The organism is Streptomyces sp. NPDC030838, from assembly GCF_055572035.1.
The window spans coordinates 101,452-126,375 of sequence record NZ_JBVIED010000015.1; the positions used below are offsets into that span (position 1 = coordinate 101,452).

Genomic DNA, 24,924 nt, shown 5'->3' on the forward strand with positions numbered 1-24,924 from the left:
GCTCAGTTCCTGACGTTCGGCACCTTCAGCTTCTCCCAGCTGGTGCGGCCCGGGATGCCGTCGGCGTCCTTGCCGCGGTAGCCGAGCTTGTGCTGCCAGGCGGCGTAGGAGCGGCGGTCGGCCTCCGTCCACTCGGGGCCGGGGCCCTCCTCGTAGCGGCCGCAGCCCTCGGCGACGAGGCGGCGGCCCATGGCCGTGATGATCGGCGAGTTCTGGCCGACGTGGAAGAACCCGCTGCCGGGGAAGGGCTCGTAGGACGGCTTCGGCGGCGTGGGAGCGGGCTTGGTACCGCCACCGCCCCCACCCCCGGCGCCGCGCAGCCTGTCGCGTATGCGCTTCCGCATGCCGTCCATGGTGAAGCCGCGCGGGTCGGTCTTGCCGGGCTGCCACTCCTTGTGGCCGATGACGGATCTCTCGCTCCACCCGTGGTGGCGGCAGATCGCGGCGGCCACCTTCTCGATGGCCTCCTTCTGCGCCTCGGGCCAGGGGTCCTTGCCGTCGCCGAGGTTGACGCACTCGAAGCCGTAGAAGTGCCGGTTGCCGTCGGTGTCGGCCTCGTTGTCCGGCGGCAGCGTGGTCTCGTTGATCACGGCGCGCAGGACGTCGCCGTCGCCGAGTCCGGCGTGGTTGGCGCGGCCGTTGCCGACGAGGTGGACATGGCCCTTCTTGTCGATGACGCCGTGGCAGAGCGGGCCGGGCAGCCCGGAGTAGCCGTCGTAGCAGATGTCGACGGAGCGGGCCGTGCCGGAGGTGACGGTGTGGTGGATCATCACGCCGTTGACCGGGCCCCAGGGCCCCTTGCTGTTGCGGTTGTGGGTGCGCCAGTTGCGCACCTCGTGCACCGTCAGGCCCTCCGCGCGCAGGATCTCCACCATCTTGGACGCGCTGATCGGCTTGGCCATCACTGGTCTCCTTCCGGGGTGTCCTGCGGGGCGGCGGGAGGCTCGGGCCGGGTGTCGGAGGGCGCGGCCTCGGCGGCCTGCTCCTCGCGGCGGGCCTGCTCCTCCGCCGCGAGCGCCGCCTCGTCCGCGGCGGGCATGCTGCTCGCCAGCGGGCCGAAGGCGAGCCGCAGGTCGACGGCGCCGTACTCGCCCTTGACCAGGGCCAGCGGGGCGTAGTGCCGGGCGATCCCGGCGGGGGCCTGGAGCAGCGGGCGGCGGGCGGCGTCCGTCGGCCACTCGACGCTGCCGGTGGCGGTGCGGGCGGGGATGATCCAGTGGTCGCCGGTGCGGTAGGTGCCGCCCTTGGCGAAGTAGACCTCGACGCCGTCCTCCAGGGGCAGCCACTCCCCCTCGGTGACGGGGACGGCGCCGCCGCGCAGGGCGGTCGTACGGCCCTTGCGCCGGGGGCCCTCGTGGTGGTCCCAGCGGCGCAGGAAGGGGTGCAGGTGCGGGAGGCGCCCGACGCCGGGGGCGGGTTCGGCGGAGAGCCGGACGCGGCGGCCGGGCAGGTCCAGCTCCTCGACCCGCAGCAGGGGCAGGGCGTCCAGCCGGGAGGCGTGGGCCGTGTCGGTCAGTTCCACGAAGTCGCCGACGTCGAGGTCGAGCTTGTCGTCGTGGCCGAGGGAGGCCAACTGCACCCAGGTGCCGTCGAGTTCGTCGACCGGGAACACGACGGAGCCGTTCTCGCGTGACCACTTGAAGGTGGCGTCCTTCGCCGCGCCGCCGGCGTGCACCTCGACCCGGTACAGCTGGTTCTCGGCGCCCCGGTAGCGGGCGTCGGGCTTGACCAGGCAGGGGTCCTCGTCGGCGTGGTCGGGCCGCTCGCTGCGGGCGGCGAGCCTGGCCGAGGGTGCGGACTGGCGCTGCGCCCAGCGGGCGAAGGCGGCGCGGACGACCTCCTTGGACGGCTCGCTCTCCTCGATCTCCAGCGCGCTGAGGGACAGCGGCAGCACCTGCCAGACCACCTTGACGCGGGCCGCGGTGTCCGGCATGGCGGCGCCGAGGGCGACCTCGCGCAGCGCCGGGTCCTCGGCGGCGGTGACGGCGCGCTCCCAGACCTTCAGGTAGACGACGAAGGGCGCGGAGGCGGGCGAGGGCAGCCGGTCGCCGGGCCGCTCGGGGTCGAGGAAGGCGTCGGGCTGGTCCCAGTACGTCCAGTGCGCGGGCGTCTCCGGAGCCACGGCCTCATCGTCGTCCTCGCCGGAGGCGGAGGCGGAGGCGGGCACGGGGACGCCCGGCGCCGGGCGGTCCGCGTCGCACAGGATGCCGTCGACGTAGTAGCGGCCGCCGTGGATGTGCAGGGTGTCGAGGTCGTGCTGGCCGCCCACGTAGTCGATGCGGAAGCCGGCCGCGTCGCGGGGCCCGCCGTGCGGTCCGATCAGGTCGGCGGCGAGCGTACGGGCCTGGTGGAGCTGGATCGCGGTCTGCTCGTTGGTGTCGGCGTCGAGCTGGACGCGGCCCTGCTGGGCGACGACCGCCGAGTAGTGCCGTTCCGGGCGGAACGTGAGGCGGGAGAGGTCAGCGTGCATGAAGGGGGTCCCCCTGGTTCAGGAAAGTGCGGGTTCGCGAAGTCGGTGCGTACGGCTGCGGGGCGCTCACGTCACGAAGAAGATCCCGGCGTCCGTGCCCGCGGGCGTGTACTCGGCGAGCCGCGCCCGCAGTCCGTCCTCGCGCTGCGGCCGGTACAGGTCGTGGAAGGCGCCCATCTCGGCCCCGTCGTCGGCGCCGCGCCGGATCTCCTCGGCGCACCGGTCGGACAGCAGGCCGTACCACGGTGTCCCGTAGCGCTGGGAGACGAACGTCGGCCGCACGCCCGGGGTCAGGTCCGGCTGGCAGCGGTGCCGCCGCGGGGTCCGGGAGCCCGGCGGGACGTACGAGTACCGCAGCCGGCCGACGCCGCGCCGGGCCACGTGCAGCCGCCCGGTGAAGACGGAGTTCTCGGCGATCTCCACGGCGTGCGTGAACACCTCGCCGATGACGGTCGTCCGGTGCAGATGGAGCACGGCGTGGGCGTGCCGGCAGTCCGGGGCGGACAGCGCCTCGCGGTCGTCGGCGGTGGCGTCGAGGATGCTGTCGCGCAGATGGATGGGGAGCGGATCCTCGCTCACCTCGTCGCCGATGACCTCGATGGTGCCGAGGACGCTGTGCTCGACCTGGAGGCAGGCGGTGGTGCGTTCCAGCACGATGCTGGGCTCCTCCGGGGAGTGCGGGTCGCACTCGGGCTCCAGCGACCAGCCGGGCACGAGCGTGCAGTGCCGAACCGTTACGCCACCCATCGGCCCGGTCACGTTGATACCGCGCCCGGCGACGAGCAGCCCGTCCAGGACGACCCGGGGCCGCTCGTGCGGGGCGCAGTCCTCCGCCACCGCACGGATGTTGAGCGCGTCGGGCCGGTTGCTGTACCAGTCGAGGAGCCGGATGACGGGCCGGGTGCCCTCGGCGGCGCGCAGCTGGAGCCGGTCGCCGGGGTCGAGGTCGAAGTCCAGCTGTTCCTGGTAGGCGCCGCTGTGGGTGATCTCGATGATGCCCTCGGCCTCGGCCCGTCCGGCCCGCCGGTCGTGCTGCCAGGCCCGGTAGGCGTCCATGATCTGCCGGTACGGCTGCCCGGGCCCGACCCGGTAGAAGGCGGCGTCGGGCCGGTCCACCCGGTCGTCGCGGTCGTACTCCCCTCCCCCCATGTCGGCGGCGGCCGCGTAGTGGTAGTCCACCCACACGCCCTGCCGGGGCGCCGACCGCGCGCCGAACGCGATCCGGCCCAGCTCGGGGTCGACGGCGACCTGTCCGCGCCGGGGCCGGTAGCGCCAGTCGGACAGGTCGGCGACCACGATGTCGGACGGCGGTACGGGCTTGTCCTCGCCGTCGCGCCGGATGACGAAGCTCTTGCCGGGTCCGTAGTAGTCGAGCAGCCGGTCGTGGAGCTGCCTGCGCCGGATGAACGCGGGCACGTTGTCGATCGTGGCGAGGTGGGTGGGGGACGGCTCCGGGAACGGCTTGGTGACCAGCGGGGTGTCGTTGCCGAGGATGGAGAAGGTGTACAGGTGGCGGGCGCGGTCGATGCAGTACGCCGGGGAGGAGGTCAGCGAGTGGGCCTTCAGCCGCCAGACGTACAGGCCGACGCCCGCCGGCGACCAGCCGCCCTGCCGCCGCGCAGAGTCGGCGCGTCGCACGTCCACCGTGCGGGCCGTCGCGCCGAACGGGCCGCCCGCGAGGTCGAGTGCCGCGCCGTCGCGCAGGTCGGCGAGCCGGCCGCGTACCGCACGGTGGCCGGTGACGCCGAGCTTCACCGACTGGTGCTGGGCGACGAGCCGGGACAGCTCCACGGCGCGCGCGGGCCAGCCCGCGACCTGCTCGGAGATCTCCTCCAGCAGGTGCAGCGTGCCCTTGCGGCGCCGGTTGGCGACGGTCGCCGCCACATCGGCGCGCGGGGCGACCGCCTCGGCGAGCGCGGCCCGGCCGCCGGTGTGCAGTCCGGTGGTGAGGACGCGTTCGTAGCCGGGCAGGGTGCGGTAGCCGACGAGGTCGCCGAGGTACGGCAGCACCCAGGGCGCCGCGGTCTCCACGAACAGGTCCTCGTAGCCCTGCTCGACGCCGTCGCGGACCAGGTCGAGCTGTTCGGCGATCACCGCGAGCAGGGCGCGCAGCGGCTCGCCCTCCTCCAGGTCGCGCAGCCGGTGCCAGCGGGGCAGCAGGTCGGCGAGAGCGTCGGGGTTGCGGGACGCCGGCGGTCCCGCGTTCTCGAACCGGACGTCCGGGGACATCACTTGACCTCCGTCAGGATCAGGGTGTCGGCGGCGCGCGGCGACAGCAGGGCGAGCCGGGCCGGGCGGATGCCGCGGAAGACGTACACCGACCGGCCGCGCGGCAGCCGCCGGGTGTCGGTGATGTCGGGGTTGAGGCGCAGCAGTTCGGCGAGCGGGACGCCGTACCGGGCGCAGACGGACGACAGGGTCTCGCCGTCCTCGGCGCGGACGGTGTGGATCCGTTCGTCGTACGCCGCCGGGGGCGCGGCCACCGTCGCCTTCGGCGGGCCGGGGTCGCGCAGCAGCCCGGCGAGTTCGGCCGGGCCCGCGGAGGCGGGGACGCCGGTGAAGACGTCGACGTCGACGTAGTCCACGCCGGGCACGGAGTGGGCGGTGGCCAGCACCTCGGAGAGCCGGGCGGGTTGCCCCAGCTCGCGCCCGTCGAAGCCGAGGCGGCGCAGCAGGGCCTGGCGCAGCCGGGGTTCGACAATCTCCCACGAGTGGTCGGGGGCGACCTTCACCTTCGCGGCGATCAGCAGCAGGACCAGCTCGCGGACGTCCGCCCGGACCGGCAGGTTCGGGTCGCCGTACTCGGTCAGGGCGCTCCGCAGGGCGCGCAGGGTGTCCGAGTCCGGGTCGAGGGGGACGTCGTCGGTGCCCGCGACCGTCACGTGCAGCACCCGCCGCCGTCCGTCGAAGAGTTCGCGGGCGGCGGCCCGGCCGATTCCGGCGCGGGAGCGGGCGAAGTCCTCGTAGTCGGCGGCCGAGACCAGCCGGTCCAGGGCGGACACGGCGAGCGGGACCGTCCGGCGGGTGAGGCCGGGGCCGTCCGCGTCCGAACCACCGGTGGCGGGGCGGGGGTTGGTGACGGCGGTGACGCCGAGCGGGCGGGTCAGCGGCTGGGTGACGCGGTCGGCGGCGACGTTGGCGGCCTTGCCGGTGCCGAACCGGTAGCGGGCACGGACGTTCTCGTGCCCGCTGGGCAGCCGGGCGCCGTGCACGCCGTCGCCGAAGGTCACCGTCGTACGGCCGTCGGAGGTGGTGCCGGTGATGTAGACCCGCTCGTTCGGGCCGCGTCCGGCGAGGCTGTCGACCTCGTGCCAGAGCACGCCGTCGACCCGGATCTCCAGCACCGGGGTGGCGCCGAGGGGGTTGTCGTCGGCGAGCCAGGTGAGCGGGGACTGCCACAGGGCGAACGTCTGGTGGACGCGGTCGGAGTCGCCGCTGCCGATGGCCTCCTCCCGGCTCTCGCCATGGGTGGCCTCGACGACGTTGCCGAGGATCCGCACGGTCTCGCGCCGGTAGCGGTGGGCGAGGCGGGCGGTCAGGGTGAGCCGGGTGTGCACCCGGTCGCCGGGCAGGTGCGGGTCGACGGCCGGGTCGGCGGTGGCGACGGTCACCACCTCGGTGGCGGTGACCCCGCCCGCGCCCGGAATGTCACTGCGCTCGCCGGTGACGATCAACGTACGCCCCGGACGCAACCCCTCATACAGCTCGGCGAGTTCGATCTCGTCGCCGTGCACGTCCTCGCCGAGCGGCTCGTCGGCGAGCCGCAGCGGCTCCCCGGCCGCGTGCACGGTGGTGTCGCGGATGTGCGAGAGCAGCACGTCGAACTCGTCCAGCCAGGGGTCGGCGAGGGTCAGTTCGGTGCCGCGGCCGGTGATGCCGTAGTTGGTGTACGCCGCCGTACGGGCCGCGACGACCTGGGTGGTGACGAACGCCAGCTTCGCGTCGCCGGGCACCCCGCTCTCGGCGCCCTTGGCGGGCCGCTGGATCGCCACCCAGCTGCCCGGCGTGATGCCGGTGTGCACGGTGTCGAGCTGGAGAATGCGCCGGTTGACGGGCTGCGGCTTGCTCGCGATGACCACCTCGACGTTGGGCTCCGCGCTGCCGGCCGTGTAGCGCAGGCTCACCTCGTGGTCGCCGTGGGTGAACTGCTCGCTGACCCCGGGCCGCAGGGACACCTCCTGGGCGGTGCCGTTGTGGATGCCGACGTGGACCAGGCCGTCCTCGTCGGGCCGGGACACGAACAGGGTCCGCTCGGGCAGGCCCGAGTGCAGCCGGGCGGTCACGCCGGGCTCCTGCGAGTTGGTGGGACGGCGGCTGAGCCAGCTCAGGTCGCGGTCCTGGGCGGCCCGCACGGACAGGTCCACCTGCCCCGCGCCCAGCGGGAAGGTGACGAACTGCGGCACGGGCAGGTTCTCGGCCCGCTGGTCGGAGCTGCTGCCCTCCACGTACTGGAACTCCGCACGCACCGGCACCTTGCCCGCCGTGTCGAACACGACCCGCATACTGACCAGCACGGCCCCGCTCAGCGGCCAGTCCGCGGTCCGAATGACCCGGCCCCGGGCGTCCTGCACCGGCTTCAACGGCGCGGTCGCCCCGAACGGCCCGGCAGTGACCCGCATCGCCAGCAGCTCGCGCAACAGGGGCTGGGCACCGGGTGCGGCGGCGGTGCGCCAGGCGGGGTAGAGGGTGCCGAGGCCCGGGTCGAGGGCGGTGAGGAGCCGCGCGGTGTCGGGACGCCGGGGTCCGACGGTGCTACCGCGCTGGGTGGGCGTACGGCCACGGAGAGCAGGCAGGACGGCACCGAGGGCTTCGAAAGCAGCGGCGCGCGAGTCCCACCCAAGGGGCGCGGGGAACCGCGCGCCCAGCCCAGACGGCGCCGCGCCCGCCCGTCGACCTGAAGCCGCACCCTCCGTCTGCGCGGGCGCCAACTCCAACGCCCGCTCCGCGAGTTCCGCGAGCACCGCCTCCAGCCGCGCAAACCACTCCGCGACGTCCTCATAAGGCGCGGCCAACACCTGCGCCTCGCCCAGCCGCGCAACCGGCTCGGCAAGCCGCGAGGCAAGCCGCTCGGGCGACCGGATGCCGTCGAGATCGTCCCGCAGCGGCGCGAGCACCTGGTCCTCGAAGTCCTCGATGAGCCGACTGACCGGCCGCGGGTTCGGCACCTCCGGGGTCGCCGGCTCCTCACCCGGCTCCCCCGGCAGGGCGGGCGCGGCGATCCACCGCCGCACCTCGTCGACCAGCTCCTTCAGCAACGGCGGAGCCGACCGCGGCAGCGAGACCGCGGTGATCTCGTCCTCCCGGTCGATCCGCGCCTTGGCGACGGGCAGCAGCTTCCGCTCCCCACCGGCCTGCTCCCCGAACACGAAGAGCAACTGATCCCCGGTCTGGAGCGAGTTCGCCGTGCCCTCGACGAACAACTCCGAGCGACGCTCCAGGTCCTCAGGAGTGAGAAGCGACGGCCTGCGCCGCCGCACCTTCAGCTCGTTGAACTCCCAGCGAGCCGTCAGATCGCGGCCGGTCTCGAAGGTGAGGGACTCCTCCTCGGCAGACGCCGGCACGCTGTGGCTGCGGGCCCCGCGCGGGATGACGACCGGCAGGGTCTCGGCGCGCGGGTCACGTTCGAGCGTGTACGCCAGATGCGTGGCCGCGGCGACGCCGGGCCGCGGCCGGTGGCCGACGAGCCGCCCGAGCAGCACCAGGGACCGGTGCTCGTTGGCCGTGCGGATGTACGCCTCGTCGGCGATCCGCTCGGAGTGGAAGGTGAGCAGGTCGCCGAGGACGGCGGTGGCGTCGAGGAGACCGATCGCCGGGTCGTCGGGGGTGCGTACGGTCAGCCCGTTCAGGGCCGGGTACGCGGGCGAGGCGAGCCGGTCGAGGAGGGCGGCCAGGAAGGAGCCGTAGGTGCCGATGCGGTAGTCGAGGGCGGTGCGGCCGGGCGGATTGTGCGGCGGCGCCGGGGCCCGCCGCTCGTCGTGTCCACCGCAAGCGCATGCGCCACCGCACTCGTCGGTCGCGGTCATCGGGCACCTCCCAGGGATATCTCCAGCCGGCCGTGTTCCGGCCGGTCGGGGTCGTTGTCGCAGGCGGCGATCTCCAGCGGGCCGATGCGCAGCAGGCCTTCCTCCCGCTCGCCGCGGTCCGGCTCGAACAGCCGCCGCAGCCGGGTGACCCGCACGCTCTCCACGCCGGGCACCGCCGCGGCGACGGCGACCAGCCGGCTGAGCCGCACCGGTTCGCCGAAGGTGAGCGCGTCCGGGTGGAAGAAGCCGCCGCGACCGCTGCCGAGCACCCGGTACAGCTCGGCGAGGATCTGCCCGTGCTGGTGGCCGGGCCGGGCGCACACGGTCAGCGCGATGTCGAGCGGCACCAGCCGGGCCGGACGGACGACGAGGTCGTGGCCGATGCGCCGGTACGGCTCCAGGGCCTGGGCGACCCGGTCCAGGAGCCCGGCCGACGGCTCGCCGTCGCCGACCGCGTCCACGGCGATGTGCGCCTCCTGCACGCTGCCGGTCCAGCGCAGCTCCGCCGCCGCGCGCTGGACGCCGGGCAGAGCGCCGGCCAGGGCCGCGTAGTCGTCGGCGGTGACCGCGCGCAGCCGGGTGCGGCGCAGGTCGAGGGGGGCGAGCTGGCGTACCTGGTCGACGGGTTCGGGTTCGGTGCCGCCGGTGGCGGGCAGCGGGTTGCGGACGACGGCGGCCGACAGCTCCTCGGCGGAGTCCTGCACCACCAGGTGGTTGATGGCCTCCGCGCCGACGTTGCCCGCAGTGCCGCCGCCGAGCCGGTAGCGGGCCGTGAGCCGGCTGCCGGGCGTGGGGCGGGCGCCGTGCCGGCCGTCGCCGAAGCGCAGCGCGAGCCGCCCGTCGTCCTGCAGCTCGCCGACGAAGTGCCGGTCGCGGGGCGCGCTGTCGAGCAGGTCGCGGCGCGGATCCCAGCCGGAGTCCGGCTCTTCCAGTCGTACGGCGGGCAGGGCGCGGCGCGGGTCCTGGGCGAGCGCGGCGGTCGCGGAGCCGCGCAGCACGGGCTCGTCGGGGTGGAGTCCGGCGGCGTAGGCGGGACCCCAGCTGTGGGCGATCTCCCAGGCGATGTGCGGGTCGAGGACCGTGCCCGCGCGGGCCCGGGCCGTCAGCACCTCGATCCGGCGCAGCTTGCCGTCCAGCAACTCGTCGCCCCGGTGCAGCAGTTCGCGCAGGGCGCGCACGGGGTGGAGCCGCAGCTCCAGCCGCTCCAGGAGCTTCAGTCCGAAGACGACGGCGAGTTCGGCGATCTCCTCCTCACCGAGCCCGTCCCGGTCCCGGGCGCTGCGCCACAGCTCGACCAGCCGCTGCCGGACCCGGCCCGGGATGGCGGCGATCCGCTCGGCCTGTCCGGCGGCGACCGTGCCCGGCTCGGGGAACGGCACCGCCTGGGCGACGGGCGCCCGGCCGAGGACGGGCCGGAACCGGGGCCGGATGCCCGGGTACACGGACTGGGCGAGCAGGGTGCGCAGGGCGGCGGTCTGCGCGTACGCCGTTCCCGGCACCACCCGCTCGTGCCGCTGCCCGGCGCGTTCGAGTCCGATGCCTGCGCGGGTGACGGCGGCCTCCCCGACGACCTGGAAGAGCTCGCGCACGTCGTCCGGCGTGAGCGCGCGTCCGTCGGCCGTGCGGTCGGTGAGGGCGTTGATCAGCCGGGCGGGCGCGTTGCCCTCGTCGGGGTCGGCGCAGCCGAAGGCGGGAGGGCAGCAGGAGGCGACCACGGCCGGGTCGGCGGGCACGGTGAACGTCTCGGGAAGGCCGTCGAGGGTGCGGCCGTGGTCGACGAGGACGACGTTGCCGCGGGCGAGGGTCACGTCCTCGACGGGCAGGCAGTCCCGCCCGGCGCGGGTGGTCAGGCACAGCGGGAAGCGCAGGGCGTCCTCGGCGGCCCAGGTGACCTCCAGGACCGGCTGGTCCTCGATGCGGTCGACGGCCGGGATGACGGAGGTCAGGCGGACGGCCTGACGGTGGGCGGGGTCGGCGTCGCCGGGGGTGCCGGTGCGCGGGCCCTTCACCTCCTCCAGGATCAGTACGTCACCGGGGTGCAGGTCGAGCTGCCGCTCGCGGCAGGTCTCCGGGTCGACCCAGGCGTCGCGCAGGGTGGCGGCGGTGGCGCCCTTCGGCAGCGCGCGCACCTCGCCGCCCCAGGTCCAGAGCCGGATCGCGTTGTGCGCGACGCGCAGCCGCAGCGGCTCGCCGGCCGGGACGGGCTCGAAGACCTCCACGGAGCCGCGCTCGTCGAGGTCGCCGAGGTCGGCCTCGGCGATGACCGTGCCCGGTTCGGGTCGGTCGTGGGGGTCGAGGCTGCGCACGTCGACGGAGGCGAACCGGAAGGTGCCCGGGGCGAGCGTGTGGTCCTCGGCGGTCTCCACGGTGACGTAGGCGCGGGCGTTGCAGCCGTCGTGCATCGCGTAGTCGATGAGCCGGACGTGCCGGCGTACGGAGACCCGGCGGCGCGCGGTGTCGAGGTATGCCTCGGTGGCCACGGCGTCCTGCTGATGGCTGATCCGGTCGCCGGTGTACGCGAGGAGTTCGACGAGGGTGGTGCCCAGGTCGGCGGGGTGGCGCTCGACCCAGTCGGGGGTGGTGAGCGCCAGCCGGTCGAGCAGCAGCTTGCGGATGGTGTCGTAGTCGCGGGCGGTGTAGTCGATGACGGGCGCGGCGGGGAAGACCGGGGCGTCCCGCTCCTCGTCTCCCCTGTCGTCGAAGGGAGTGGGGCAGTCCGGCCGGAAGGCGAAGGTCGCGCTGTGGTAGCGCTGGTCGAAGCCGCGGAACGGCTGGCTGCCGGGCCGCCCGTACGGGTCGGTCTCCACCAGGGAGAGCCGGTAGCGGGAGGTGTCCCCGGCCCGGTCGAGGGTGACGTAGAGCCGGTCGTCCAGCTCGGGGTCCTCCTCGCGTTCGACGCTGACGTCTACGGCGGTGATGCCGGTGATGCGGCGGCCCCCGTCGATCCGGACGTTCTCCGGACCGAGCCCGTGCGGGGCCTTGCCGAGGAAGGTGACGGTGAGCAGCAGCCCGTCGTCGCTCACCTCGACGGCGTCGACTCCGTTGAGCTGCGCGGCCCGCACCTTGGCACGGCGGGACACGGTGGCACCGGTCATGCGGCGGCCCTCCCTTCGAAGACGTCCTCGCGCCGGGTCCCGGTGGCGCGTACGACGTACGACAGCCGGACGCGTACGACGGTGTCCTCGCCGGTGATGTCGAGGGCGTCCACCTCGATCAGATCGCCGAGCCAGCGCTGGAGGGCCGCGTGCACGGACAGCTCCAGGGTGCTGAGGATCTCCGGGCTGTTCTGCGCGAAGACCAGGTCGAGGAGCCCGCAGCCGAAGTCGGGGCGCATCACGCGCTCCCCGGGGCTGGTGAACAGCAGCTGCTCGATCAGGTCGTGGACGTGCTCGCCGTGCCGGGCGTGCGCGGTGCGGCCGCGGCGGTCGGCCCGGAACGGGAAGGCGATGTCGCTGCGTGGGCTCAGTGGACTCATCGCACGGTGACCTTTCGCTGCGCGGCCCGGACGACGGGCGCGCCCTGCGGGACGAGGGCCGCCGTGAGGCACTGGGCGGCGGAGGTGTCGAGCAGCACGGGCGTGCCGGCGACGGTGACGCCGGTGCCGTCGGCGGTCCAGCGGACCGAGACACAGGGTGTGGGCACGCCGTCGACGGTGTGCGGGCAGCCGGTGACGGCGTAGGTGTGCGCGGCCGTGGCGACGGCGGCGCCCGCGAGCCGCACTCCGTCCGCGGGTGGGGTGGTGGCGGCGACGCGACCGCCGTGCGGGCAGCCGATCACGGCGTCGGCGTCGAGCAGACTCCCGGACAACTTGTTTCGTCCCCCGTCTTCTTCCTTCTTCGGTCTGTTGAAGTGCACGGTCTTCTATCGCTTCGAGAGCACGGTCAACTGGCCCTCGTTGATGGTCACTTCACGTCCGCGCAGTACGACTTCCGCGCCCGCGCCGGTGGCGATGACCACGGCCTCCCGGGTGATGCGGATGTACGCCCCGTCCTGGGCCTGGAGCAGGATTCCCTGGTCGGTGCCGGGTGCGTCGTTCAGCACGATCTTGTGCGCCCGCGGCGTCTGCACGACGACCGGCTTGTGCGGGCCGTTCACCCGGAGTGCGTCGCGCGCGTCGGGCGGCAGTTCGCCGGCGGCGCCGTACCAGCACCCGGTCCACACGGGGAAGCTGGGATCCCCCTGCTCGAACTCCACCCACACGCCGGTGCCGGGCGGCGGCACCACGAACTGCCCCGCCTGCGGCCCGGCGAACGGCAGGCAGGGCAGCGCCCAGGTCGACGGCTCGTCGCCGAGCACGTCCGGGACCTCGACGGTGATCCGTCCGATGCGCAGCGGGTCGTCGTTGCTGATGACCCGGCCGCGGAACTTGCCGAGGTAGCGATTGCTGGGTGCCGCCATGGTTGGTCTGCTCCTGGGTGGATCGGTCAGGGCCGGACGTAGGCGCTGCGCGCCTCCAGGCCCTCGCGGGAGAGGGTGAAGTTCTGCTGGTACGAGCCCGGGCGCAGGTTGTGCGTCACGGATTTCACGTAGTAGTCGCCGTCGTACGCCCGTCCCGCGCCGCGCACCCCGACGAGCTGCCGGGGCTGGAGGATGTAGCCGTGCCGGTTGACGTCGAGCGAGCCGGAGCCGGAGACGACGTCGGCGGAGACGGCGGCGCGGGCCAGCAGCTCGGCCTCGGCCTGCCCGCGCTGCTGCTTGGCGGTGCCGGACAGGGTGCGGCGCTTGAGGGCCGGGGTGGGGCGTTTGCCGAGCGGCGGGCGCAGCGGACTGATCGGCGGCTGCGGCAGCAGGGTGGACTGCCGGGTGCCGGGGTCCTGCCAGCGGGCCTGTGGTTCTTCCCGTGCCGTCCCGTCGTACGCGAACGTCAGCTGGTCGACGGTCGAGTGCGCGTCCATGTTGACGTTGAGGGCGTGCTGGCGGATGCCGAGCCGGACTTCCGGTCCCCAACGAGCGGACGACTGCCCCGGGTTGGGTCCGGGCTCCAGATAGAAGGTGTAGCCGTTGGCGCGGGCGAGTTCGGTGACGTACTGGAGATCGGTCCCCGTCTGGTAATGGACGCGCAGGTCCTGGTGCGGGGGCTGGGCGACCTTCTCGGTGTAGACGTCGGGGCGGATGCCGTAGTCGGAGTACCGGCGCAGGATGGCGAGCACCCGCTCGGAGGGCGGCAGATTGGGATACCGGGCGGTGCGCTCCTCCAGATCCATCAGCAGGGTCAGATCTTCCCCGGTGACGGTGAGGGTGGAGTGACCGGGCTGGTTGCTGGCGCCGACCTCCTGACGGACGACCAGCCCGTCGAAGAGCACGTCCGGGGTGCCCTTGACGGTGACGGTGACGACGAGACGGGTCTTCGGGTCGAAGAACCCCTCGGGCAGCAGCCGCCGGCTGATGATCCCGTTCTTGGTGAGATCGAAGGCGAGCTGGAAGCCGCTGCGCTCCCCCGCCGTCGCGGTGATCTGCGCGGACAGCAGGGCCTCGGTGACCTCGGCGGGCACGGGCCGGACCAGCTTGGGCCCCATGAGGAGGGTGATGTGGACGGGGCCCTGCCCCACGGGCAGGTCAAACACGCCGGTCCCCCTGGGCGAACCCGCCGGCGAGCGGAATCCGAACGGTCCGGCCGGCTTCATCGGTCAGCTCGTCGGGGTCGAGTACGGGATTGGCGTCGGCGATCCGCCACCACTGCCCTGGGTCGCCGAAGTACCGCTGCCCGAGCAGATCGGGCCGCTCCCCGGCGCCCACGGTGTGCTGCTGCGTCTCCGACTCCGCCGGGAGCGGCGGCAGCAACCGCCGCTTGGCGTACCGGACCTCGGTCCCGTCGGGCAGCCGGTGGACGCCGATCTCGGCATCGTGGTACCGGCTGGTCCGCGGATACGGATGGGCCCCGGGTATCGCGTCCAGGGCGTTCTCGTACGGCTCGATGTCGGCCATGGCGGTGTGCTTCAGCCCCTTCCGGTGACGACGCCGGTTCCGGCGAGCCCGAGTGATCCGAGACCCGCACCCCGCGCGGCGGCCGCCAGCCGCTCCTTCTGCGCCAGATGCGCGAGATACAGATCCGCACCTCGGTGCCCGGCCGGCAGGTCACTGACGGTGAGGATCTTCATGCCGATGCTCAGCGAGGCCCGGATCGGATTGAGGGCGACGTCGAACGCGGACTCGTTGATGGACAGCTCGGTCAGCCGCACCGGCATGACCCGCTTGCTGCCCCAGGTGAACAGGGTCAGCGGCATCTCGATCGGGCTGATCTCGATGGTCCCCTTCTGGGACAGCCGGGAGGCGGCCCGCAGCTGTGCGGTGGTCGGCTGCACCAGCATCTCCAGCGTGGCCAGCTGCGGATGGATCCCGTCGGGCGCGGCGATCTCGAACTGGTCGGTGGCGTCGATCTCGGCGGTGAACTTCCAGGTCTCCTGCGCGGGGCCCTTCAGCCGCAGCGCCTCGTTCCGGTCCCCGCCGCCGGCACCGCCGCCTCCGGCGTCACCACTGTCCCCGGCGGACTGCGGCGACACGCTCCGCTCCAGGGTGTCCGGGTTGAACTGCAGCACGATGACGCGCTGCGGGGTGCCGGTGTCGGGGTTGACGACGACGATGCCGGAGCGGATGGGTTTGGGGATGTCGGCGTAGCGGGTCACAGCCGCTCCTCCAGACGGGTCCGCAGGTCCGTGTAGTCGTGATCGGGGAAGAGGCGGGGGAAGACTTCGGCCATCTCCTTGAGGCCGGCGGCGCTGGAGACGAAGCCCAGCCCGCAGTACACCGGCTCGCAGTACAGGTACTGCCAGCCCATCACGCCCTTGGTGATGAGCAGCGTGTCCAGGTAGCCGGCGTAGTCCAGCTCCATCGGCATGACGCCCTGACGGCTGTCGAAGAACCAGATCTCGGGGTCCGTCGCCTTTGGGGTGGCACGCAGCAGGGCCATGCGGCCGGCGCCGGTGCGGGGGGTGTCGTCGAAGTAGCGCAGTTCCCGGTACAGAGCACGTTCCTGGTCGTCCTCGCCCTCCGCGACGACGTCCAGGCGCTGGTCGAGGACGGCGGTCAGCAGGTGCGCGAGCCGGAACTCGCCGACCATCCGTGAGCCGGGGCGGCTGGAGCGCCAGTGCGCCTCGATCTGGCCATGCCGGAAGTAGTGCGCGCGGACGCTCGGGCCGAACGGCAGGTCGTCGTGCTGGGCCAGGCCCTCGAAGACGGGCTGGGCGTCCTCGAAACCGTAGGGGATCTCATCCAACTGCGCGCGCCGCACCGCGAGTTCCCGGGCATCGCCGAGTTCGCGGAGGGCCTTGGCACAGCGCTCCTCGAAGGGGTACCGGAATTCCGTGTCGTTGTTTCCTGTCATGGCGGTTCCCTACTCCAGGCTCCAGTCCACTTCGCCCTCGGCGATGAATTTGCGGTAGTTGGCGGTCAGGATCTCGATGTCCTCTCCGAGAGCGACCCCCTTCTCCTCGGCGAATTTCCTCAGCACCTCTCTGACCTGACCCGTTCCGCCGGCCTTGGTGAACTTCGGGGTGGGCATGGCCTTGCGGGCGTCCACGAAGAGCCTGGCCAGCGTCTCGTTCTTGCCGTCGAGGAGCCGTTTGTTGACGGTGGGACGGCCGATCTTGTTGATGGACAGGCGGGTCTTCTCGTTGTCGGCGAGCGGCTGGGGACTCCGGCTGAAGACGGGCCCGCCCTCCTTGCGGTCCCAGTCGTCATGCTCCTTGCCGGTACCGCGGACCTTCTCGTAGCCGCCGTACTGCGCATAGATGTAGCTGGGCAGGCGGGGCCAGTCGGGGTGGTCGAACTTCGCACCCGACCGGTACCAGATGAGCGTCCAGGTGTCCGGAATCGCCCGGTAGGCGGGTAGTTCGATCCCGTCACGGAAGTCGGTGTTCGTCGAGTGTCCCCGGGCCGGGACGAGGTTGTTGCCGGCGTTCCTCGCCTTGCCGCCCAGCCGCTCGGGCAGCAGGTGCATCCGGACCCAGCGGGAGCCCTCGCCCAGCTCCCGGTCCGTGATGTCGTCCCAGCCGGGCGGCTGGTCGTCGTCGGCCTCGGGGGCCTCTTCCCCGGGGCCGCCGAACACCGTCTTGGCGGACGTGCCGAGATACCGGGACTCGTGGTTCTCCTCGGGACGCCGTTCGTTCTCCTTCAGATCGACGTTCGCGAACGGCTGGAAATCCGGTTCGGGAATGTCGTAGTAGAGGCGGTGGCGGGCCTGCTGGGCGAACTCCTCCAGCTTGTTCTTGAGCCTGTTCTTCTTCTTCCTCGCCTCCTGCCTCTTCTTCTTGCTGTCCGTCTCCACCGGTAGTTCGGCCTGGATGTCCAGGGACTCCTCGTACCGCTGCCTCGCCTTCTTCAGGTAGCGCAGTTGATCGGCCTTGTCCTGCTGGGCCTCCGGCCGGTCGAGGTCGGCGAGCCACTCGTCCAGGAACGGCGGCACCTCCTTCGGCGTGCTGTGGATGTACAGCGGCGCGCGCGGGCCTCGCCCGTGGTACGTCAGCGTGTGCCGCTCACCGTCGTCCGCGTCGACGTACGGCACCTTCGGCAGGTCGACCGGCTCCGATCCGCCGGAGCGGCGGTCCGGGCGGCGGTCACGGCCCGGGCGCCGGGACCGGTCGTCGCGCAGCCGGTCCCGGCGGCGCCGCCACAGGTCGCGCAGCCGGCGCAGCCGGTCGTTCAGACGGCCGCCGATCCTGCGGCGTGCCTTGCCGTAGAGCCTGCGGGCCGCGCGCCGGGCGCGGTTGGCGGCCGACTTGACGGTCTGGCGGGCACGGCGGAGACGGCGGGGCCGTTCCCGCTTCCTGTCCCGGTCCCGGTCGCGGTCGTCGTCGCGGCGTCGGTTGTCCGCGGGGCGCCTGTCGTCGGTGTCCCGCCGGTCGTTCGTCCGACGGTCGTCGTCGGGGCGGGTACGCCTCGGGTCGCGGTCCCGGTCACGGTCCCGGTCGCGGTCCTTGCGGAGGGTGTCCCGGGCCGGGCCGCGGCGCGTGGTCGTACGGTCGTCCCGGTCCTCGTCACGCGTACGGCGCTCCGCATCGCGTGCCCGCCGCCTGGCCGCGGTCACCTCGCGGCCCTCCTCACGGCGTTCGTCATCGTCGCGGCGCTTCTTCGGCCGAGTGGTGCGCGAGGGCGGCGGCTTCTTCTCCGGGGAGGAACGCTTGCCGGGGCGAGGCCGGGACGGAGGACGGGACGTCTTGTCCGGCGAGGGCTTGCGCGGGGCCGGGGAACCGGCCGACCTGTCCCTGTCCTGGTCCTGGTCCTGGTCCTTCGGATCGTCGTCCTTCGGCTTGTCGTCCTTCGGTTTGTTCGGCGATGGCGGCTGGCCCGGCGCGTCCGGCTGCCCGGGCTCGTCCTTCTTTTTGCGGATGTTCTTGAGCATGTCGCCGAGCCGGTCCGCGACCTTGCCCATGAACCGGCCGACACCCTCGATCAGGAACGTGTAGACCAGCTCCAGCAGCGCCACCACGCCCGCCGCGACCGCCTTCGCGAAGGGCAGGGCGGCGTTGCCGCTCTTGACCGCCTTCAGGAAGTCCATGAACAGGCCGAAGGCGGCGAGGATCTCGCTCAGCGCGCCCCACGCCGTCTGCAGGGCGTCGATGATGGCCATGACCCAGCCGGCGCCGGGGATCAGCTTGGCGACGACCTTCTCCACCACCAGCACACCGATGATGAACGGGAGTTGCGGCACCGCCTCGTCCCACGCCATCTGGGCCATCTGCTCGACGGTGACGCCGCCGGAGACCAGCTCCTGGAAGTCCTCCGCGGGGATGCCGATGATCTCCTGGACCTTCTGGTTGAACCAGGCCTTGACCGCGGTCTTGATCTCCTGGAACAGGTGCTCCTTGGCCCCCGTCTCCGCGGCGGCCCCGGCCTTGCTGATCCAGTCGCCCGGGTCGGAGACGATGTCGTTGAAGATCGCCGCCCACTCGCCGAGCGCCGCGACGGCGGCGGCGCCGAACTCCAGCGCGCCGACCGTGACGGTCTCGGCGATGTCGACGGCGGCCAGCATGCCGGACTCCAGGACGTCGAGTCCGGCCAGCAGGGCCCCGCACAGCCCGTCCAGCAGCTTCCCGGCGACCTCCTTCAGCGCGTCCGCCGCCTCGTTGACCTTCTGTACCGCCCAGTCCCGGGCGCCGTCGATGGTGTTGCGCCACTTGTCGCGCATCGCCGGGTAGTCGGCGAGGAGTTCGTCGCCGAGGGCGATCAGCGCGTCGGCGAACGTGTTGATCTGGTCGATCACCCAGTTGCGGGCGTCGTCGATGAGCTTGAAGACCTGCTGCTTGAACTTGTCGATGAGGTCGGTGACGACCTGACGGGCCTTCTCGAAGATGCTCTTGATGGCGTTCTTGAGTTCCTCGAAGAACTCCTTCAGCTTCTCGATGGCCTCTTCGAGCCAGTTGTCGGCGTCGTCCTTGCCTTCGTTCTGCTTCTTCTCCGCGTCCTGTTCGGCTCTGGTCTGCTCGTCCTCGATCTTCTGGTTGTCGTCCTCGGTCCGCTTGTCGACGTCCTTGTCGGTCTGCTCCTGCTTGTCGTCGATGTCCTTGCGGACCTGCTCGTACTTCTTGCCCTTCTTGCCGTCGATCTCCGCGACCTTGTCGTCCTGCTCCTTGCGCCACTTGTCGCGGGAGCCGGCGATGTCGGAGCGGCCCTTGTCTCGGGCGTCGGCCTGCTTCCTGCTGCTGGCGGTGACCTCCCGCTGGAGGTCCTGGTCGTGCTTCTGCCGGTCCTGCGTGGCCTTCTTGTCCTTCGCCTGACGCTCCTGCGTCATCTTCTGCCGGCCGTCGGCGAAGCCCGCCTGGATCTGCGGGCCGCGGTCGTGCTCGGCCACGGCGGACGCGGACTCGATCGGCACCCCGCCCCCGGACACCGACCGGGCGCCGCCCGCTTTCGCGGTCTTCTTCCCGGCGGTCGCCTTGCCGGTCAGGGTCTCCTTGGGCACGTCCGGATAGATCTGGTCCTCGCCCATCGGGCGGGCCGCGTCCTCCCGGCCGGCCGTGTGCAGCTCGGTCCTGCGCTCGTCGAGCTTGCGGCTCTGCTCGTCGGTGCGCTGCGGGTCCGAGTCGTTCTCCAGCGGCAGCCTCGGGGCGTCGCCGACGCGGGCGCTGCGCAGGCCCTCGTCCTGCGTCGGGAGCTGGAGGATCGAGTCGATCAGGTCGTCGAGCGGCAGGATCTCCTTCAGCAGCTTCCCGAACAGCTGAGCGCCGATGGTGAGCCCGATGTCCCACCAGCTCGGCTCCGGCACGTCCGCGCCCGGAACCTCACCTTCCGGCTTCTGTTCGCCAGTGATCTCGGGCGTCTTGCCGGGAGTCGCCTCGGTGCGGGCGACCTTGGCGTTGGTGTACGTGCCGGGCGCGGCGGCCTTCGGACCGCCGGGGACGATACGCGGCGAGCCGGACGGCCGCTGCATCTTCGGCGGCGCCTTGCGCAGCGCCGAGCGCTCCTTGTCCACCGAGCGGCTCACCGCGCCGTCGACGCCCCTCAGGGTCCGCAGGGCCTGGTGCGGCTTGAGCGAGGCGGCCGTCGCCAGTCCCGCCTCGGGGGTGGCGTTGGAGACGTCGGGGGCGGCGGCCTCCTTCTTCGGCCCGGCCCCGCCCCGGCCGGCGGAGGCGGTCCGGCCGCCGGAGCGTACGGGTGCCGGTGCGGACGCCGTACGGCCTCCGCCGCCTCCTCCGCCGCGACGCGAAGCCGTCCTCGCGGCCTGGCGGGCAGCCTGGCGCCGGCCGCCGGCCGGGCGGGAGCGCGCGCCCCCCGCACCGCCGGTGCCGCCGGAGCGCGGTGCCTCCGCGGCCTTGGGCGGGTTGGTCCCCGCTTCCGGTCCCGGAGCTACGGAGGAAGGGCCGTTGCCCGGAGCCAGTTTCGGGGCGTTGGCGGGTCCCGGCGCGGAGACCTTGTCCTGACCGGTCCGGGGGGCGGGTGTGGTGGCCGGGCCCCTGCCTTCGGTGACCTCTCCGTCGCCGGAGGGGGAGTCCGTACGGCCCTCTCCGGGATTCGGTGTGTCCCCGGGCCGGTCGGCGCCCGTGTCCGAGCCCGTGCCGGACCCGGTTCCCGTGCCAGACCCGGTTCCCGTGTCGGACCCGGTGCCCGACCCCGAGCCCGTGCCCGACCCGGTGTCCTTGCCGGACCCCTGCTCCGTGCCCTTGTCCCCCTGGCCGTCCGTTCCCGTGCCGTCCTGCCGTTCCGTCCCCTTCGCCGTGTTGCCCGCGTCACGCCCGGCCTCCCGCTCCTTGCGTTCCGAGGAGTCCGCGCCCTCACCGGCGGTCGCGGTCCCGCCGGCCGAGGCCGCTCCCTGGGTCCGCGCGTCCTCACCCGCCTTGGCCAGTTCCTCGGGTCGGGCGGCCTCACCGGGAGCCGCTGCGGTCTGCGGTCCGGCATCGTCGGCGGCCCGTGCCTCGTCCTCGCGGCGCGCCGCCTCGGCGTCCTCCCGGCGTTCGTCCGCCGCCGGCCGCTCCCACTCCTTGCCGGCGGCCAACGCGGGCAGGCCGGCAGCGGGCGCCGAGGCCGCGGCGTCTCCTTCCGTCCCGTCGTCCGCCAGGACGTCCCCCAGCTCCTGTACCGCCCGGTCCTCGGAGTCGTCCTCGTCGGTGCGCGCGGGGGCGTCCTCGGGTTCCGTCGCGTCCTGCGTCTCGTCTGCGGCCGGTTCGGAGCCGGGCGGCGACAGCTCCGGAGCGGGGGGCGCACCCCGCTTACGCCGTTCGAACAGCAGCGGGTCTGCCGAGGCGTCGTCCCCGGAAGGAGCGGTGTCCTCGCCGACGGGAGGCGCGTCGTCCGCGTCCCCGGCGCGCTCCTCCGCCTCGGTGTCCTCGTCCGTTTCCTCCTCGAGCCCCAACGGCTCGTCGTCGGCGTCCTGCCGGTTCTCCGGATCGCCCGGTATGCGGGCCGCACCGGCGTCCTGACCGGTACGCGGCTTCTCGCCGGGCTCCGCGCCGCTGCGGTCCACCGGCGCCGGTGCGGCCGCCTGCCGCGGGGCGGCCTGTCGCGGTTCCTGCTCCCCGGCCTGCCTCTCCGGTTCTGGCGCGGCCTCGTCCCGCGGCGCTTCCTCGCGCTCGTCGCCGTCCTCGCGAGCGTCCTGCGCCCGCTGTTCGTCCTTGGCCGCGGCCGCGTCCCTGCCCTCGTCAGCCGCGTCCTGCTGTGCCTGCCGACCGGAGGCGTCCCGCTCGTCCTGCCGCTCCTGCGACCGCTCCCGCTGCCGCGCGCCGCCCTCGTCGCGGCCCTCAGCGCCTTCCTGCTCGGCGTCCCCGCCCGGAGCGGGGCCACCCTGCCGGTCCTGCTCGTCCTTCGACCCCTCCGAGCCCTTGCCCTCGGAGCCCTCGGGCTCGCGCTCCCGGGTGCCGTCCTCCGCGCGTTCCCGCGCCGTCTCCCGCTCGCGTTCCGCCTCGATCTCCTCCGCCGCCCCGGGCACCGCCCCCGGCGCCCCGGCCGCGTCCAGCGGCAGCGGTCCCCGCTCGGTCTCCTCGACCAGTTCCAGCAGCCGGTCGAGGGCGGGGGTGGGCAGCCGCTGTTCCAGTCGGTCGAGGACGATGTCCTGCACCTGCGGGGCCATCCGTGCCAGTTGCAGCCGTACCCGTCCCGACCGGTCCTCGGGGTCGCCGCGCAGAGAGCGCAGGAGGGTGTTGGCCATGCGGTCGACGACGGTCGCGGGATCCAGCTGCTCCATGCGGCGGCGGTCGGCGTCCACGGTCGTGTATCGCAGCCAGCCGGGCGTCCCCTGGTCCTCGCGGACCTCGACCGGTGCCTGCCCCGGCTCCCGGCCGTGTACCAGCTCCCGGGCCGCCGACTCCGCCTCCCGCTCGATCGGCTGCTGCGGCAGACTGACCGCGCCCAGCTCCCGCCCGGCCCTCAACGCGCCGAGGCCGTGCGGGTTCTGCACGGTGTGCAGGAGTTCGTGGGCGAGGAGGCGGCGGCCCTCGTCCGTGCCGGGCCTGAACATGCCCTCGCGGAAGAAGATGTCCTGGCCGACGGCGACCGCGTCCGCGCCGAGCAGTTCGGTGAGCCGCCCGGCGTCCCGGCCGGTGTGCAGGCGGACCCGGCTCAGGTCGTGACCGAGGCGTTCCTCCAGCTCCCGCCGGATGCCGGGGTCCAGCGGCTGGCCGGCGCCGCTGACGATGTCCTTGGGTTCGGGCGTACGGGACTTCGCGGCGCGTTCCCTGCGCTTGCGGCGGCGCTGCTCGGCCGACTGCTCGGCACGGGCGTCCTGGCTCCGGGCGTCGCTCACCGGGTCACCTCCCCGTGGCCGGACAGACCTTCGTGGACGGCGCGGGCCAGCTCCTGCCCGAGCCGGCGTGCGGACAGCCCCTCGGGCAGCGGCGGGAGTCCGGTCAGGGCCTCGGCGGTCCAGGAGGCGTCGGCGGGGACGCCGTGCTTTTCGATCAGCCGGGTCAGTTCCCGGGTGAAGGCCTCGCCGACGCGGTCGGGGTCCACCCGGAAGCCCTCCAGGGCCAGTTCGCCGATCTCGACGCGGATCTCGCGCGGCTCCGGTGCCTGCCTGCTCACACCCATCCCCGCACCTCCGTCGGCGTCAGGGAGCGCTCCAGCTTCAGATACTCGGTGCGCGCCGCGGCCAGCATGTGCCGCATCTGCAGCGCCTCGCCCTCCTCGGCGGCGAGGAACGCCCCGGACAGGGCGATGTTGCGGATCGAGCCGCCCGCGACGGTGAGCCGGGCGAGGAGGGCGGGGTCGAGGTCCTTCGTCGGTGTCTGCGGCGGCAACACCCGGCGCCAGATCTCGGCGCGTTCCTGTTCCGCCGGGAAGGGGAAGTCGACCACGAACCGGATGCGGCGCAGGAAGGCGGTGTCGAGGGCCTTCTTCATGTTGGTGGTGAGGATGGCGAGGCCCCGGTAGGCCTCCATCCGCATCAGCAGATAGCTGACCTCCAGGTTGGCGTAGCGGTCGTGGCTGTCCTTGACCTCGCTGCGCTTGCCGAAGAGCGCGTCGGCCTCGTCGAAGAGGAGCAGGGCGCCGCCGCGTTCTGCGGCGTCGAAGACCTTGCGGAGGTTCTTCTCGGTCTCGCCGATGTACTTGCTGACGACCTGGGAGAGGTCGATCACGAAGAGGTCCAGGCCGAGTTCCCTCGCCATCACCTCGGCGGCCAGCGTCTTCCCCGTGCCCGAGCCGCCCGCGAACAGCGCGGTGACGCCGAGGCCGCGGCGCAGGGTGGCGGCGAACCCCCACTCCTGGTGGACGGTGGGGCGCTGCCGGACGTGGGCGACGATCTCGCGCAGCACGGCGGTCTGCCGCTCGTGCAGCACCAGGTCCTGCCAGCCCGCCTGGGGTTCGATACGGCGGCCGAGCGCGTCCATGCCGAGGCGGGCCTCTTCGAGCCCGGCCCGCCAGGCGAGTCCGGCGGCGTCCAGCTCGTCCTCGCCGGGCAGGTCGCGGCGTACGGTGTCGGCCGCGGCGCGTACGACGTGCGGCGGCAGCTGGAACTGGGCGACGAGTGAGCGCAGTTCGCCCTCGTCGAGGCCGACCTCGGTGAACGCCTCGGCCCACACGCCGAGTTGTTCCTCGTCGTCCAGGCGCGGCACCGGCACCCGGGTGCCGTGCGGGTGTTCCGCGCTCAGCGGGTCCGGCCCGGACACCACGACGGGTACGGCGGCCCCGGCCAGGAACGCCTCGGTCGCCGCCCGCTGATCCCGGTCCAGCTCGCCCGCCTCGACCAGCAGCGCGGCCGGCAGCAGGATCGCCTCGCGCTGCCACAGCCGGGCCAGCCGGTCGCGTTCGGCCGGGTCGGCGGGGATGTCCTCGGCGTTCATGGCGTACAGGCCGAGCCCGGCGCGGGCGGCCGCCGCGGCGGCGATGTCGGCCCGGCTGCGCGGGTCGCCGCCGGTCACCTCGACCAGCGGCGGGATGTCGGCGCGGGCGCCGGTCGTCCAGGCGGCGGTGATCCGGTCCGCCGCCAGGTCGTACGACGGCGGCAGCCGGCCGGGCACGGGGGCGCGCCGCAGCCGGCCGTGCAGCCGGGCGTCCAGGTAGGGGGAGCCGAGGAGGAAGTGCAGGATCCGCTCGTCGAGCCGGAGCCGGGCGGTGGTCAGGGATGTGTCGTCGGCCGGCTCGACGATCCGCCAGCGCCGCAGCGGCGCGACCGGGGTGAGCGCGCTCCAGTGCGGGTCGGCGAGCGCGGCGAGGGCCAGCGAGAAGGTGGGGTAGGCCCGTTCCGGGTCGCCGCTCGCGGCGGCGCAGCGTGCGGCGGCCGTCGGCTCCACCTCCTGCGCGGCGGTGAGCAGGACGAGGTCCCGTTCGAAGGAGGTGAGGCCGAAGCAGGCGACGAGTGCGTCGAGCGGCACCGCCCCAGGCGGTACGGGCGTCACGTCCCGCTCCTCGGCCGGCGGGGGCGTGCCCGGGTCGGCGCTGCGGGCCGCGTGCGCGTCGACGCGCGCCAGGACGCGGCGGATCTCCGCGCCGAGCGCCGCCCCGTCGCCGGTCCCGTCCCCCGTGCCGGTCTCGTCCGTCGTCCCCATGTCCTCACCTGCCCCCGTC

The 24,924-nt window shown here is 73.5% G+C and carries 15 protein-coding genes; all 15 read right to left on the minus strand.

Translation table 11 applies throughout. The annotated features are described in order from the left end of the window. Positions 1-2: 2 nt before the first annotated feature. The 15 genes from ACZ42A_RS31395 to ACZ42A_RS31465 all read right to left on the minus strand — a co-directional run bounded on the left by ACZ42A_RS31395 (position 3) and on the right by ACZ42A_RS31465 (position 24,905). Positions 3-902, minus strand: a complete 900-nt coding sequence (locus ACZ42A_RS31395) for a peptidoglycan-binding protein (RefSeq protein ID WP_468530680.1) — start codon at positions 900-902, stop codon at positions 3-5. Beyond that, positions 902-2,470, minus strand: coding sequence for a DUF6519 domain-containing protein (locus ACZ42A_RS31400; protein ID WP_468530681.1), 1,569 nt, complete (start codon positions 2,468-2,470; stop codon positions 902-904). Before ACZ42A_RS31400 ends, ACZ42A_RS31395 begins: the two co-directional genes overlap by 1 nt. Positions 2,471-2,536: 66 nt before the next feature. Continuing rightward, the gene (locus ACZ42A_RS31405) at positions 2,537-4,699 is read right to left on the minus strand and encodes a hypothetical protein (protein ID WP_468530682.1); all 2,163 of its coding nucleotides are present in this window, start codon (positions 4,697-4,699) and stop codon (positions 2,537-2,539) included. Further along, positions 4,699-8,493: a putative baseplate assembly protein gene (locus tag ACZ42A_RS31410; RefSeq protein WP_468530683.1), complete on the minus strand. Its 3,795-nt coding sequence runs from the start codon at positions 8,491-8,493 to the stop codon at positions 4,699-4,701. Before ACZ42A_RS31410 ends, ACZ42A_RS31405 begins: the two co-directional genes overlap by 1 nt. Then, a complete protein-coding gene (locus ACZ42A_RS31415; RefSeq protein WP_468530684.1) occupies positions 8,490-11,588 on the minus strand; it encodes a putative baseplate assembly protein in 3,099 nt (1,032 codons plus the stop codon). Before ACZ42A_RS31415 ends, ACZ42A_RS31410 begins: the two co-directional genes overlap by 4 nt. Further along, complete coding sequence (locus ACZ42A_RS31420) at positions 11,585-11,968, minus strand: GPW/gp25 family protein (protein ID WP_468530685.1); 384 nt, start codon at positions 11,966-11,968, stop codon at positions 11,585-11,587. Before ACZ42A_RS31420 ends, ACZ42A_RS31415 begins: the two co-directional genes overlap by 4 nt. Next, the gene (locus ACZ42A_RS31425) at positions 11,965-12,300 is read right to left on the minus strand and encodes a hypothetical protein (protein WP_468530686.1); all 336 of its coding nucleotides are present in this window, start codon (positions 12,298-12,300) and stop codon (positions 11,965-11,967) included. Before ACZ42A_RS31425 ends, ACZ42A_RS31420 begins: the two co-directional genes overlap by 4 nt. A 54-nt stretch (positions 12,301-12,354) precedes the next feature. After that, on the minus strand, positions 12,355-12,891 hold the full coding sequence (locus ACZ42A_RS31430; protein ID WP_468530687.1) for a phage baseplate assembly protein V: 537 nt from the start codon (positions 12,889-12,891) through the stop codon (positions 12,355-12,357). 26 nt (positions 12,892-12,917) lie between these two features. Then, entirely contained in the window at positions 12,918-14,057 is a 1,140-nt protein-coding gene (locus tag ACZ42A_RS31435) for a hypothetical protein (RefSeq protein ID WP_468530688.1), read from the minus strand. Next, the gene (locus tag ACZ42A_RS31440; RefSeq protein WP_468530689.1) at positions 14,050-14,418 is read right to left on the minus strand and encodes a hypothetical protein; all 369 of its coding nucleotides are present in this window, start codon (positions 14,416-14,418) and stop codon (positions 14,050-14,052) included. Before ACZ42A_RS31440 ends, ACZ42A_RS31435 begins: the two co-directional genes overlap by 8 nt. Before the next feature lie 11 nt (positions 14,419-14,429). Continuing rightward, entirely contained in the window at positions 14,430-15,116 is a 687-nt protein-coding gene (locus ACZ42A_RS31445) for a hypothetical protein (RefSeq protein WP_468530690.1), read from the minus strand. After that, positions 15,113-15,814, minus strand: a complete 702-nt coding sequence (locus ACZ42A_RS31450) for a hypothetical protein (protein ID WP_468530691.1) — start codon at positions 15,812-15,814, stop codon at positions 15,113-15,115. Before ACZ42A_RS31450 ends, ACZ42A_RS31445 begins: the two co-directional genes overlap by 4 nt. 9 nt (positions 15,815-15,823) lie before the next feature. Then, positions 15,824-22,663 (minus strand): eCIS core domain-containing protein, encoded by a 6,840-nt coding sequence (locus tag ACZ42A_RS31455; RefSeq protein ID WP_468530692.1) that lies wholly within the window; start codon positions 22,661-22,663, stop codon positions 15,824-15,826. After that, a complete protein-coding gene (locus ACZ42A_RS31460; RefSeq protein ID WP_468530693.1) occupies positions 22,660-22,947 on the minus strand; it encodes a hypothetical protein in 288 nt (95 codons plus the stop codon). The genes ACZ42A_RS31455 and ACZ42A_RS31460 overlap by 4 nt, the downstream gene beginning before the upstream one ends. Next, positions 22,938-24,905 carry an ATP-binding protein gene (locus ACZ42A_RS31465; RefSeq protein ID WP_468530807.1) on the minus strand — a complete coding sequence of 656 codons (1,968 nt, stop codon included), beginning with the start codon at positions 24,903-24,905 and terminating at the stop codon, positions 22,938-22,940. The genes ACZ42A_RS31460 and ACZ42A_RS31465 overlap by 10 nt, the downstream gene beginning before the upstream one ends. Positions 24,906-24,924 lie beyond the last annotated feature (19 nt).

Bases quoted from the DNA above. Each gene is read 5' to 3' on its own strand.
- ACZ42A_RS31395 (WP_468530680.1), bottom strand. From the start codon at position 902: ATGGCCAAGCCGATCAGCGCGTCCAAGATGGTGGAGATCCTGCGCGCG.
- ACZ42A_RS31460 (WP_468530693.1), bottom strand. From the start codon at position 22,947: ATGGGTGTGAGCAGGCAGGCACCGGAGCCGCGCGAGATCCGCGTCGAG.
- ACZ42A_RS31430 (WP_468530687.1), bottom strand. From the start codon at position 12,891: ATGGCGGCACCCAGCAATCGCTACCTCGGCAAGTTCCGCGGCCGGGTC.
- ACZ42A_RS31400 (WP_468530681.1), bottom strand. From the start codon at position 2,470: ATGCACGCTGACCTCTCCCGCCTCACGTTCCGCCCGGAACGGCACTAC.
- ACZ42A_RS31465 (WP_468530807.1), bottom strand. From the start codon at position 24,905: ATGGGGACGACGGACGAGACCGGCACGGGGGACGGGACCGGCGACGGG.
- ACZ42A_RS31405 (WP_468530682.1), bottom strand. From the start codon at position 4,699: ATGTCCCCGGACGTCCGGTTCGAGAACGCGGGACCGCCGGCGTCCCGC.
- ACZ42A_RS31440 (WP_468530689.1), bottom strand. From the start codon at position 14,418: ATGGCCGACATCGAGCCGTACGAGAACGCCCTGGACGCGATACCCGGG.
- ACZ42A_RS31415 (WP_468530684.1), bottom strand. From the start codon at position 11,588: ATGACCGGTGCCACCGTGTCCCGCCGTGCCAAGGTGCGGGCCGCGCAG.
- ACZ42A_RS31450 (WP_468530691.1), bottom strand. From the start codon at position 15,814: ATGACAGGAAACAACGACACGGAATTCCGGTACCCCTTCGAGGAGCGC.
- ACZ42A_RS31410 (WP_468530683.1), bottom strand. From the start codon at position 8,493: ATGACCGCGACCGACGAGTGCGGTGGCGCATGCGCTTGCGGTGGACAC.
- ACZ42A_RS31420 (WP_468530685.1), bottom strand. From the start codon at position 11,968: ATGAGTCCACTGAGCCCACGCAGCGACATCGCCTTCCCGTTCCGGGCC.